General features: G+C 46.4%; 11 protein-coding genes and 1 pseudogene. 8 read left to right on the top strand and 4 right to left on the bottom strand.

Annotated elements, in window-relative coordinates:
* Positions 1-95: 95 nt before the first annotated feature.
* A complete protein-coding gene (locus tag P2A85_RS15355; protein ID WP_377473509.1) occupies positions 96-1,085 on the bottom strand; it encodes a GDSL-type esterase/lipase family protein in 990 nt (329 codons plus the stop codon).
* Between the two features lie 166 nt (positions 1,086-1,251).
* Here P2A85_RS15355 and btpA point away from each other — a divergent pair, with 166 nt between their 5' ends.
* From btpA to P2A85_RS15320, 7 genes and pseudogenes are all read left to right on the top strand, one after another.
* Entirely contained in the window at positions 1,252-2,130 is an 879-nt protein-coding gene (btpA, locus tag P2A85_RS15350) for a photosystem I biogenesis protein BtpA (protein WP_377481515.1), read from the top strand.
* A 162-nt stretch (positions 2,131-2,292) separates the two neighbouring features.
* Complete coding sequence (locus P2A85_RS15345) at positions 2,293-3,222, top strand: vitamin K epoxide reductase family protein (RefSeq protein WP_377473507.1); 930 nt, start codon at positions 2,293-2,295, stop codon at positions 3,220-3,222.
* A gap of 156 nt (positions 3,223-3,378) precedes the next feature.
* Positions 3,379-3,774, top strand: a complete 396-nt coding sequence (locus P2A85_RS15340) for a CHASE2 domain-containing protein (protein ID WP_377473504.1) — start codon at positions 3,379-3,381, stop codon at positions 3,772-3,774.
* Positions 3,775-3,781: 7 nt separating this feature from the next.
* Positions 3,782-4,408: pseudogene (locus tag P2A85_RS15335) on the top strand (IS607 family transposase).
* Positions 4,329-5,537, top strand: coding sequence for an RNA-guided endonuclease InsQ/TnpB family protein (locus P2A85_RS15330; protein ID WP_377473502.1), 1,209 nt, complete (start codon positions 4,329-4,331; stop codon positions 5,535-5,537). Before P2A85_RS15335 ends, P2A85_RS15330 begins: the two are co-directional and overlap by 80 nt.
* A complete protein-coding gene (locus tag P2A85_RS15325; RefSeq protein ID WP_377473500.1) occupies positions 5,525-7,360 on the top strand; it encodes a diguanylate cyclase domain-containing protein in 1,836 nt (611 codons plus the stop codon). The genes P2A85_RS15330 and P2A85_RS15325 overlap by 13 nt, the downstream gene beginning before the upstream one ends.
* 427 nt (positions 7,361-7,787) lie before the next feature.
* On the top strand, positions 7,788-8,015 hold the full coding sequence (locus tag P2A85_RS15320) for a hypothetical protein (RefSeq protein ID WP_377473498.1): 228 nt from the start codon (positions 7,788-7,790) through the stop codon (positions 8,013-8,015).
* Positions 8,016-8,090: 75 nt separating this feature from the next.
* On the opposite strand, the gene nadB is transcribed toward P2A85_RS15320, so the two are convergent.
* The 3 genes from nadB to P2A85_RS15305 all read right to left on the bottom strand — a co-directional run bounded on the left by nadB (position 8,091) and on the right by P2A85_RS15305 (position 11,593).
* Entirely contained in the window at positions 8,091-9,755 is a 1,665-nt protein-coding gene (gene nadB, locus P2A85_RS15315) for an L-aspartate oxidase (RefSeq protein ID WP_377473496.1), read from the bottom strand.
* A 342-nt stretch (positions 9,756-10,097) separates the two neighbouring features.
* On the bottom strand, positions 10,098-10,532 hold the full coding sequence (gene psbU, locus P2A85_RS15310) for a photosystem II complex extrinsic protein PsbU (protein ID WP_377473494.1): 435 nt from the start codon (positions 10,530-10,532) through the stop codon (positions 10,098-10,100).
* Positions 10,533-10,639: 107 nt separating this feature from the next.
* Positions 10,640-11,593, bottom strand: coding sequence for an adenylate/guanylate cyclase domain-containing protein (locus P2A85_RS15305; RefSeq protein ID WP_377473492.1), 954 nt, complete (start codon positions 11,591-11,593; stop codon positions 10,640-10,642).
* A gap of 292 nt (positions 11,594-11,885) precedes the next feature.
* Between P2A85_RS15305 and hisF the strand changes: the two genes are divergently transcribed.
* Complete coding sequence (gene hisF / locus P2A85_RS15300; protein ID WP_377473490.1) at positions 11,886-12,653, top strand: imidazole glycerol phosphate synthase subunit HisF; 768 nt, start codon at positions 11,886-11,888, stop codon at positions 12,651-12,653.
* The last annotated feature ends 233 nt before the right edge of the window (positions 12,654-12,886 follow it).

Here is a 12,886-nt window from a genome sequence, read left to right as displayed (position 1 = left end):
GGCAACCGGATTCGATGTCTGTAGATTTGGGTTTTGAGATTTTAAATTTGAGATTTACTCCACAGATGAATCTCAAGCTAGTATTCCAAATTAGCTTAGGATTTATGGTAAAAAAAAGCGACTATTTGACGAGTGATAGTTTGGCTAACTAGCTGATTTCCTTGAGGACTTAGGTGAATGCTGTCTCGATACAAACTGGTAAGTTCCGTCGCTGAATTGAAAATGGGCAGAAAATCTATGTAAGTAATTTTCTCGGTGGCGACGAGTTCGGCAAGACGCGATCGAGCCTTGACTTCCCAGTCGTGAGGGCCATTCTCGCCTAATTCGTGCCGTTTTGGTGTCAAGGCTAGTACAAACTTGATGTTGGCAAGGTTTGCTGCTGTTTTGATTTGGCGAATAGCTTCTAAGTTGCAGCCAACTTTGTCCTCATTAGGGGCTACAGGTGTTGTCAATTTTTCCCTAGGTACTGTGGGTATTAGGTAGCGATTTAATAGTTGGACGATCGCCATCAACGGTTTACGATCGGGGTAAGCTCGATCGCGCCCCACTACGGCAGAGCAAGGAGCAGATGCAAACAAATCGTCCGTATTCAACAACAAAACCACCACCAAAGCCCCAAATAGACCAAAACGCTTGGCGTAAGCCAGTTGATTCCTCGGTCCCCAAGAATTGGCTGAACAGTTGAGAACTTCAAAGTCACAATAATAGTTGACTTTTGAATGTAATTGTGCATCGGTGCTGAGAGGGCACATTTGCAGCCTCAACTGCCGAGGGATGATTTCCGATATGGTATCCATTTGATCGGTCCACCAGCCACCGTTAGCGACAGAATCTCCTAACAATAAAACTCGCAGAGTGTCTGAAGCCGGCAGTGGGGCGATGGCACCTGTACGCATGGAATACTCATTAATCTCAATCCGGTTTCCCCAGCGACGCACCCTCTGGTTGGGAGCGAGCAAATAGCCACACTCCGCATCGGGAATGTAAATCAAAGCATTGCCAAAACCCACAAGTACCCGCAGCAGCACTTCTATTCCTAACAACAATCCTGCGGTGACAGCCAAAATAATCAGAGCTACTTTCACATTTTTAACCTCGATCGACAACCAAAAGCAGCCGATCGCCAGACGGATCTACAGATATAACCAGATTTCGAGTCATTCGATCGCCCTTGTGGATATAGAATTCTAAAATATGCCGTCAAAATCCGCCGTCAGCCGTAGCGTCAACTTGGTGGTTTCAGGAAAGCCCGTGGACTTAAAACAAATATTCAAAACGCCGAATCCCATAATCGGTGTCGTACATTTACAGCCTCTACCAACTTCCCCCCGCTGGGGGGGGAACCTCAAAGCAATTATCGGGAGAGCCGAGCAAGAGGCTACAGCACTGGCTTCTGGCGGCGCAAACGGTATCATAGTCGAGAACTTTTTCGATGCTCCTTTTGCCAAAAATAGTGTAGATCCAGCCGTGGTGAGTGCCATGACGCTGATCGTCGAGAGACTAACCAATCTGGTGACATTGCCCATCGGCATCAATGTGCTGCGAAACGATGCCCACAGCGCGATCGCCATCGCCTCCTGTACGGGAGCTCAATTCATCCGCGTCAACGTCCTCAACGGCACTATGGCCACAGACCAAGGCTTAATTGAAGGTCAAGCTCACCAGCTACTGCGCTACCGACGGGAATTGGGTAGCGATGTCAAAATATTAGCAGACGTGTTAGTCAAACACGGGCAACCCCTTGGTAGCCCTAACTTGACCACAGCCATCCAAGAGACGATCGGACGCGCCTTAGCAGACGCGGTGATCCTCTCCGGGCCTACCACTGGTAGCCCTCCTAATCTCGAAGAATTAGAAATCGCCAGTTTAGCCGCAGCCGGAATTCCAGTTTTCATCGGTAGCGGCGCCTCCTGGGAAAACATTTCCACACTCATGCAAGCTGCTGATGGCGTCATCGTCTCTAGTTCCTTGAAACGAAACGGGCGCATCGATAATCCCATCGATCCGATTCGCGTCAGTCAGTTTGTAGAAGCAGCCCGCCGCAGCTTGTCTCAGAAACAGCAACACAGCGAGGCTAATGGCTCTGGCGGGCTGATGCCGGAACTGGGTAAAGTCAAAAGTAAAATCTAAAATTAGGAATGGGTAATTCGGAACAGGGTCATCGGTCATGGGTAATTGGTAGCGGGCAATAACTGAAAACTCATAATTCACAGTCAAAAAAGCACCAATTCCCGATTCCCCATTCCCCATTCCCAATTACCCATTGCCAATTATCCATTACCAAATCGAACAATGATTCGCCGACGTTCAACCCCTTGGATTCATCGCTCGTCTAGGACTGTGATGGCCGCGATCGCAGTTATCGGTGTTCTAGAAACCGCCTATCTGACGATCGCTAAATTCACAACAGGCTCAGTAATTTGTCCCACCAGCGGCTGCGACAAAGTTCTCAACAGTCCCTACGCTACAGTCTTTGGCGTAGTGCCTTTAAGTTTGTTAGGTTGTTTAGCTTACCTGAGCATAGCAATCCTCGCCTACGCTCCCAAAACCGTCAATCCTGACACCAATAAAGGACTGCACACTCAACTAGAAAATTGGACCTGGCAAGGGCTATTCATCATCAGTGCTGCGATGGTAATTTTCAGCAGTTACTTGATGTATTTGATGGCTTTTGAAATTCAGGAACTGTGCATTTATTGTGTCAGTTCTGCGGTGTTTTCCCTCTCCCTCTTTGTGTTGACCTTAGTCGGCCGCGAGTGGGAAGATATTGGTCAACTCGTGTTTACAGGCATGGTGGTGGCCATGGTGAGTGCGATCTCTGTATTGGGACTTTACAACAGCGTCAAAGCACCTCCTGTGAAGGTCTATAAGCCGGGTATAGCGGCTCCTCTGGTCACTACCACATCGGGACCGGCGGAAATGGCTTTAGCCCGACATCTGACACAACTTGGTGCAAAGGAATACGGTGCTTACTGGTGTCCTCACTGCTACGATCAAAAAATGCTGTTTGGCAGAGAAGCAGCAAAATTAATTGATTATGTCGAATGCGATCCCAAAGGAGAAAATTCTCGCGCCGAAATTTGCCAAGCTGCTGCTGCTAACGTCAAAGGTTTCCCTACTTGGGAGATTAAAGGTCAGTTTTATTCTGGGACTAAATCTTTAGAACAACTTGCAGAATTGTCTGGTTACAGCGGTCCGCGCAATTTTCTCAAAGTACCGTAAGGGCAATCCCCGTGTTTACATCTACATTTGGATAGGATGGGTCAAACAATTTTGGATTAAAATTTTGGATTGTTCCGGTGAGTCAGTTGGTGCATGGGAATTAATTAGGGGGCTCGTTCTTCTTTTAATCCTAAATTTCACATCCCAAAGCTACAATTGCCATGGTTATTGCTATGGGCGATCGAGCTTCTACCTGAACCTATGCGGGCAATTCTCAAAAAATGGCTTTACCAAGAACGCCGGGTATTGATTACTGCAACTGTGGCCGCCAGTACGGTCATCTTAGTTCGCTGTAGCGGACTTTTGCAGGTATGGGAATGGGCAGCTTTTGACCAATTTATGCGCTGGCGCCCGGCAGAAGCAACGGACAATCGCATCGTCATTGTCGAAATTGGGGAACGTGACTTGCAAAAGTACGGCTACCCCATTTCTGATGGTGTGATGGCCCAATTGCTGCAAAAATTAAATGCTGGTAAACCGCGGGCGATCGGTATGCCTCTAATCATTAATTTATTGGACAAGAATGAACAATGCGTACATGGTGAGCCATAATACTAATATGGCAAAGTACGTGAAACCAAATGAAGCAGCTAACACTTTGGGAGTTTGCCTCCGAACCCTCAGACGATGGGAAGCAGAAGGTAAAATCAACACAATCAAAACACCGTCAGGTCAAAGACGGTACGACATCGAAAAGTTCATCAAAAAAGAATCAGAACCAGAGGGAGGACGCGCCACTGTTATCTATGCTCGCGTCTCTACCCGACCTCAAAAGGCAGACCTCGATCGACAAGTTGAACGACTATCAACGCTCTAAAGGGGCGCTGAAATTGTTAAGGAAGTGGGAGGAGGACTCAATTTTAGGAGGAAAGGACTCATCACCCTTTTGGGACGAGTTTTGCTCCGCGATATCGCAGTTATTGTGGTTGCCCACAAAGACCGACTTGCAAGGTTCGGATTTGACATTATCGAATGGCTCTGTGAGCAATTTGACTGCCAAATCGTGGTTCTCAACCAAATCAGTCTCTCTCCACACGCCGAACTCGTTCAAGATATCGTCGCAATCCTCCACAGTTTTTCAAGCAGACTTTACTCCATCAGAAGGCTTGAAAACCAAATCAAGCAGGAGTTACAAGTCGAATCCGAGGCACAAGAAGGAGAAGAAGTCGCCCAACAAAACACTTAAGATTCGGGTTTATCCTGAGCTGGGACTGCACCAAAAATGGAAGTCTTGGCTATCAGCATCACGTTACTGCTATAACAAAGCTATTGCCACCTTGAAAGCAGGCGAGAAAATAACCAGTGCTTATTCTTTGAGGGACTACGTGTTAGGACTGGACTTACCTGATTGGGTTAAGTCAGCACCGTCTCACCCAAAAGAAAATGCTATTTTTGACGCTTGGGATGCTTGGAAACAAGCCAAGTCTGTCAAAGGAGAGGCAAGTTTTAGAAGCTGTCGTCAACCATCACAGTCAATCAAATTCCACAAGGTTAATTTCAACGGCGAGACTTGGTTCCCATCCTTAGTTAAAGGGCTTAGCTTTAGAAGTACAGAGCCAATTCAAAAGACCGAGTTTGCGACCCAACTTGTTAGAGATAAAAAGCGATGGTTCGCTTGTATCCCAGTAACAGAAGAGGCAAGGACGAAGGAACTGGATAAGGTAATTGCACTTGACCCTGGCGTTAGAACCTTTTTGACTGGCTACGACGGCGACTCATTTCAAGAATTTGGCAAGGCAGACATTGGACGCATTCAAAGATTGTGTTCTCACCTTGACAAACTAATGGGACGTGCGTCAAAAGCTAGTAGAAAGCAGAAACGCCGGATGCTAGAAGCGGCAAGCAAGCTGAGAATCAGGATTCGTGACTTGGTTGACGAGTGCCACAAGCAGGTAGTTAATTACCTGACAAGTCAATACAAAGTCATATTGCTGCCTACATTTGAAACATCACAAATGGTTGTTAAATCAAAGCGCAAGTTACGCACCAAGACTGCTAGGCAGATGCTCACTTGGGGGCATTATCGTTTTGAATGCCACCTCAAGCAATCAGCTAAAAAACGGGGTGTTGTTGTTATTGACGTTAACGAATCCTACACTAGCAAAACTTGCACCAAATGCGGACACAAACATTCAAAGCTTGGTGGTTCAAAAACATTTAAATGCCCTAACTGCGGTCACGAACACGACCGAGATTGGGGCGGCGCTCGAAACATTATGATTCGAGCTTTGAGGGACGGCTCCTTTGCTCTCTCTATCAATAGTGAGAGTATTGCTATCGCGTATGCCCTGTTTGTCCAGGGTTGTACAGCGTAACACCGTCAGGTCTTGACATCTACCGAGATTTGCCAACTCCACCCGGTAATCCCGAATTACTCAAAACTTTTACAACTATTCCCAACTTAGTTGGGATTGAGTTGATGGCCGACGAAACGCGCTTGGGAGTTCGGCCACCTCCGTTACTGAACAAGCTAGATCGAGTTGGTTTCAACAATGTAGTCATCGATGCTGACAGTAAGGTGCGTAGAATGTTGCTTTACGCTTGGCCAGGAGAAGGCAAAACTCGCCAGAGTTTCGCACTCAAATTGGCTTTGCTTTATCTCCACAGCGAAGGGATTTCCCCTCAGCCAGCCTCCGTTAATCCTAAATACTTGCAGTTAGGTAAGGGGGTGTTTCAGCCTTTTCAACAAAATGATGGTGCTTATGTGCGATCGGATAGCCGCGGTTATCAAATTTTGGCTTCCCTGCGCGGCCGAGTAGGCAGTTTTCACGCTGTGTCCATGAGTGACCTGCTTTCTGACAAAGTACCAGCGGATTTTGTGCGATCGCGCGTTGTCTTGATCGGCTCAACAGCAACTAGCCTCAAAGACTTTCATCAAACTGCTTACAGCCACAGCTTGTTCTCATCTCCCCAGGAAGTATCGGGAGTGGAACTTCAGGCTCATTTCTTGAGTCAAATTTTGAGTGCATCCGTTGATGGGCGTGGGAGTATTCATGTTTGGTCAGACTCTGCGGAGTGGCTATGGATTTTACTATGGTCTTGGGTAGGAGCAAGTGTGAGCTGGAAGTTGCGATCGCTGAGTCGATCCGCTTGGTGCTTATTGACAATCACCACCTTTGTAAGTATCACTGTTTACTTAGGTTTCTTAGCTGGTTGGTGGCTACCATTAATTCCCCCAATCCTCAGTCTTTTAGGTTCCGGAGTCGCATTTGTCGGTTATCTGGCTCACTTGCAAGAAGAATTGAAACGGTCTAAAGAATTTTTACAATCCTTAATTGATACAATTCCAGATCCGATCTTTGTCAAAGATAAAAATCACCGACTCGTGGTTTTAAATCAGGCCTATTGTCGATTTATTGGTGCTGCTTTGGAGCAGCTTATTTCTCAAACCGATTATGATTTATTTCCCAAATCCGAAGCAGATATCTTTTGGGAACAAGACGAATTAGTATTAACCACTAATTTACAGCTAGAAAACGAAGAAAACTTTACCGATACTCACGGCATCACCCATCTCACTGCTACTAAAAGGTCACTCCATAAAGATGCCGCCGGCAATCTATTTTTGGTGGGAATTATTAGAGATATTACTGAACGCAAGCGCTTGGAAGAAGCACTCCTGCAAAAAAATGCTGAACTTAGTCACCAAGCAGATCATGATGCTCTCACGGGTTTGCCCAACCGTAAATTTTTCTATGAACGATTGAATCAATCTCTAGAAAAAGCATTGATTAATAATGAATTGGTAGCTTTACTATTTTTAGATTTAGATGGATTTAAGTTAATTAATGACACTCTCGGACACAACATTGGCGATTTGCTTTTAAAAGCAGTTGCCGATCGCCTCAAACGTTGCTTGCGTGGCAGCGATACGATATGCAGATTGGGTGGCGATGAGTTCACGGTCATTTTGCCTGGAATTCCCGGTCGGGAGGAAACTGCGACAGTAGCTGAAAAAATACGCGACACCATTCAGCAACCTTTTATATTAGAAGAACATACAGTTTCTGTAAGTACCAGTATTGGTATTAGTTTGTACCCCGTTGATACTCAAGATCGAGATGTGTTAGTGAACAATGCTGATACTGCAATGTATCGTGCTAAGAAACTTGGTAAAAATCAATATCAGTTTAATTGAATTAGGCGATCGGGCATCAGAAGGAAGAGAAATGCAATTCCCCTCTGTTAAGACGCTTTAAGTCTTATTTTTGAATTTTAAGCAGTGTCTAAAAAAATATTTTAGTCTTCAACCCTACTGACAAGATGCAACCCGATGTATGACACCCTCTACGGTGGTAGTACACCCACTTGGTGCAACACCCCCTGATGTATTTTTAATGATAGTGAAACTTATTCAACAATTTTGAGTCTGAATTTCAAGTAATATTAAAATTTGCCAAAATTCTAGTCCGGCACAAAATTTAAATAGCTGAAAAAGCCTTTATTTCAAAGGATTTCAGCATTTTTACTAGGTTCGTTTACAAAAAAGTCAAGACATCAGTGAATTTACGTAATTTACTCGATATAATAGTTTTCACGGAAGTGCATCAACGGGAATAAACACTATGGGTACTTTGATTCGGCTCACAACCATGGCAACGCTAGCTACCTGTCTGCAAGTGAATATGGACAGACCAGCGCTTACTGCTGGACAAGTCAGCAACTCGACTGGTAACTTGACAGCAGGTCGATGGACTTCGACTGCTTCCAATAACTTTAACTTTGAAAATTACTCACAATACGAACCAGACCCGAATGGGAACCCGAAAAGTGACGGTACGGGCACCCGCTAAACAGACCCCCATCTCTCCCTCTGTGTCAAGAGTGTTCTCTGCGGTTAAATCATTCCAATACAACCGGAAACGATCTCAATTGTCCTGTGGTTGCGAAACAGGACCAGATTTATACCAATGGCAATGATGAATTAAAGTGTGCCTGCACCAATCAGGGTGACTGAGGGGATAGTCAAGTCGGTAGTGACCACCTCTACTTTCAGTACGGAAAGCAGCACTTTTGAGAATTAAGTAGCCAATATCCAATAAATTGCCAACTTCTCCCCAATTTCGTAAAAGTACACTGTTTTCTACATCAGTAGGGGAAAAATTGAGAATTTGTCCAGGCCGTAAATTATTCAGCATTTGACTCAAAGACAAAGAGGCAAATTCTTGTCGCCAAATTTCCACTTGACCGATCGCACTTTCCAAATCCCTTTGGCCGCGACAAATTCCCGCACTCTGCCACACTAAATTCGGCAGATCGATCCGTAACTTTTCGATCGCCTCAATGTCAGAAACATCAATCGATTTTGCGATAATTTCCTCTGAATATTCTTCATCCTCAACAGCCTTGTCGCTGATACTTTCTACCTTCAACAGCGCCATTTGCGAGCCAAAGACTAGACATTCTAGCAGGGAATTACTCGCCAATCGGTTGGCACCATGTACCCCCGTGCTAGCAGTTTCTCCCACAGCGTACAAACCCGGAATCGAAGTTTCGTTGAACCGATCGGCGATAATCCCTCCCATCCAATAATGGGCTGCTGGGGTGACAGGCACCGGTTCGGAAAACAGATCTATGCCCCAATGAGCACATACTTGAATGATATTCGGAAACCGGTAGCGCAGTCGATCGACCGCAATCGGGCGCAAGTCCAGCCAAACATGAGGTTCCCCTGTCTTCTGCAACTGGCGGAAAATAGCACGACTGACAACATCCCTAGCAGCTAGTTCACCCGAAGGGTGATAGTCAAAAGCAAACCGATATCCTTTACTATCCACCAAGTGAGCCCCTTCACCCCGCACCGCTTCGCTAATGAGAAACCGAGGCGCGCCCGGTTTAGTCAAGGCTGTAGGATGAAACTGCACAAATTCTAAATCTCGCAGCATGGCCCCGGCGCGCCATGCAAGGGCTACCCCGTCTCCGGTACTTACTGACGGATTGGTGGTTTGAGCAAATACCTGTCCGCCGCCCCCAGTTGCTAGCACCACGGCCTGAGCCCGCAACCACTTGACAGTAGAGCCACAAATGGCACTAATCCCCTGACAGCGCCCGGTGTCATCTAGCCAGAGACTGAGTGCAAATGCAGGAGAAAGCAGTTGAATATTTTGGCGGCTCAATACTTGTGCTGTCAGGGTACTCACCACTGCTTTGCCGGTGGTGTCTGCTGAGTGGAGTACGCGGTGGCGGGAGTGGGCTGCTTCTAGGGTGAGTGCTAAATCAGTCCCGGTGCGATCGAATGCAACGCCCATTTTTACCAAAGCATCAATACACTCAGGCGCTTCTGCTGCTAAAAATTTCACCGCTTCCCAGTCGCAAAGGCCAGCCCCAGCTACGAGTGTATCCTGAACGTGGAGTGCCGCAGAATCTTCCGGGGCGATCGCCGCGGCAATCCCTCCTTGAGCCCAATCGCTAGCAGAAACAGGCAGGGTATTTTTATTAATCAAACCCACCTGCAAGTGTTCTGGCAGGCAAAGTGCCGTGTACAGACCGGCCGCCCCGGCACCTACAACCAATACGTCAAATTTGTCAGTCATTACTCCGCATTCGTTAGACTTTTCAAGTCCGCCTGCGCGGATGAAAGTTTGTATAGCTTCTTACTTCACTATAGCAATGTTTATCTCATTTTTAGCGCTTGCTTTTTTAGAAATAATGCTCATTATTGACGGTATATTATTCCTTATTTTTTCTGATTTTTACTTGCTTTTTAGGGAAGTCCGACATCAATTAGAAAGCAGAAGTCATCAGCCTCAATATTTTTTGCTTTTCAGCTTTTGGCATTCTGACTTCTGCTTGATGACTCAGCCGTCTTGCGACTGACGGGGTTTGTATCCCAAAGTTTCGTTCAATCCAAAATCCTTGCGGGTGACTGTGGCTTTCTAGTCGTAGAGACCATTGTTCAATCTGTTGTCTCCTTCAATAAAGACTGATTCAACATCTGTCACTGTGAATTTGTCCAGGTTAGCTTGCAACAATTTTTTCTGAGCTTCTGTCAAGTCGGAGATTTTGAGTACATCCTCAACTTTTTCGTAAGGAGCATTCTTAATAATTAATCGAGCTAAAGTGGGATACAGCCCTGGATATTCCCGAAAGTATCGGACACCGCTGTTGTTCAAATCCAGTTTTTTGCCAAATTCTGTGGCCAGCTTTTCGTCGGCGCGATTGGTTCTCGTCGGCGCTTCCACGGCGATCAGCGATGATGATGGCAATACCAGACTGCTCAAAGAAGCGGCGATCGCGCTTTGGTCCCCAGCCCAGGCGAAGCAGCCCAGCACTAAGCCCAATATTGCCAATAGACGACCTAATCGTTTCATGAAGTTATGTCTCCCAATTTAATACACAGCATTTATGTAGAGATTACCATTTTGCTTATGCAGTTTTCGCAAGAAATCGGGCACGGGCGCGGAGTCCGAATTCTTGGCTAACTCTTGCCCATGGATTTCAAAAAAGTGTCCAAGTCTCTATAGGTACTCCCGTAAGTCACTGTCGGAGTGTCGTAACCTTTCAAATCCACGACGTGGCGATCGAAAGCGCTCTCTGCCCCCAATTCCCGCAGGTATTTGTAGGTAGTTTGTCCTACGGCGATGTCTTTACCCAGTTCCTTCGTGCAAGATTCCAAGCGAAACGCAGCATTGACAGTATCTCCCAAGGCTGTGTAGTCCGATCGATCGCTGCTACCAGAATTTCCTACCATTGCATAACCAGTGTTAATTCCCACACCGACTCGCAAAGGAAAAGGCAGGGGGTAACGAGTGCTCAGTTCATCCGTTGCCTTGTGCAGTTGGCGAATAGCTTGACAAATTAGCATCATGTCCTCATTACTCACACCATCGGTTTTGTGGAACCAGACTGCCATGATCGCATCGCCAATGTATTTGTCTACCCAACTACCGTGTTTGCGAATGATGTGTCCTGAAGAACGGAACCAACTCCCAATCACTTCCGACAGGATAGTTTCGTCTAGCTGCCGAGTCAGCACCGTGAAGTCTCTAATATCCATTACCATGACACTAATCAGGCTGCGGACTGTTAAAGTTGCTGTAAAATCATCGGAGTCTGTGTCGTAGGTCTGAGGCAGTTGGCGACTAGCGGTTGGGTCATAGAAGTCTAATTCGGTTTGACCAAACATCAGCCGATCGCCATTTTTGAGTGTCACCGGAATACTTACCCGTCGCCCATTGACAAAAGTACCATTGCGGCTTCCCAAGTCGATCAGGTAAAATTCTCCAGTTTCCATTTGCTGTAACATCGCGTGATTCCGGGAAATCCAGCGATCGACTAACACAAAATTATTGTCATCACTCCGCCCTACTGTCCAGCAATTGCTGCCAGCCAGGGGCAAGTAGCGATTGCCACCTTCTGTGCGAAGTACCATATGTGGGTTCGTTTGCAAAGTCACCACAGTCTTAGAAACGACATCAATTCGACCGATTTAAAGTTCTACACTTGCAATTTTAGATTGACCGGGAGTTTTATAATTGATAGTTTGGCTAAAAAAACTCAAATCCCTTGTTCTAAAATTTTAGATTGTTTAGTCGATTTTCGATGCACCGGACTGACTTAGTATGACCGAATTCTAGGGCACCCACAAGCGAGCTTATCTATTTTTGCTGCCAAAAATTACGCCCATGCAGCAACCCTTGTTCAAATAGAAACCAAATAATTTTATGTTGTCGAAAAGAATTTTGCCCTGTCTGGATGTAAAAGCTGGCCGCGTAGTCAAAGGTGTCAATTTTGTTAACCTTAAAGATGCTGGCGATCCGGTAGAAATGGCACAGGTTTACAATGATGCTGGTGCTGACGAGTTGGTGTTTCTGGATATTACTGCCACTCATGAAGACCGGGACATTATTATTGATGTAGTGTACCGGACTGCCGATCGAGTTTTTATCCCTTTGACAGTCGGTGGTGGTATCCAATCCTTGGACACGATTAAAAGTTTATTGAGGGCTGGTGCCGATAAGGTGAGTATTAATTCAGCGGCGGTGCGCGATCCAAGTTTAATCGACAAAGCGAGCGATCGATTTGGCAATCAGTGTATTGTAGTGGCGATCGACGCGCGCCAACGACAAGACGCAGATAATCCCGGTTGGGATGTGTACGTGCGCGGAGGGCGAGAAAATACGGGCAAAGATGCCGTCGCCTGGGCAAAGGAAGCCGAAAAACGTGGCGCGGGCGAATTGCTAGTGACAAGTATGGACTCTGACGGCACTCAAGCTGGCTACGACTTGGATTTAACCAGAAGCATCGCTGAAACAGTCGAAATTCCAGTCATTGCTTCCGGTGGTGCGGGCAACTGCCACCACATCTACCAAGCAGTGACTGAAGGCAAAGCCGAAGCAGCCCTGCTAGCTTCGCTGCTGCATTACGGCCAACTCAACGTCGGACAAATTAAGACTTATCTAGCAGAATGCCAAATTCCCGTGCGCCTGTAACGTGAATTTAAGCCGAAGGGAGATGGGGAGATGGGGCAGGGCTGTTTCATTCTCAAGAAAACGATGATTGTGTAGGGGTAGTGTCAAGAATGCCTACCCCCCTCACAGACGATTTTGGATGTGTTTGGTGAGATTGGGGCAACCACGGGGGGTTTGCCCCTACAAGAGAATGAAATAGCCCTGGGAGATGGGGATAGTTCTCAGAACTATCACCTGACGCTGCAACCGGAATT

Source organism: Microcoleus anatoxicus (assembly GCF_042465725.1).
Lineage (GTDB): Bacteria > Cyanobacteriota > Cyanobacteriia > Cyanobacteriales > Microcoleaceae > Microcoleus > Microcoleus anatoxicus.
Note: the sequence above shows the minus strand (reverse complement) of the source record. Positions and strands in the feature narration are given on the sequence as shown.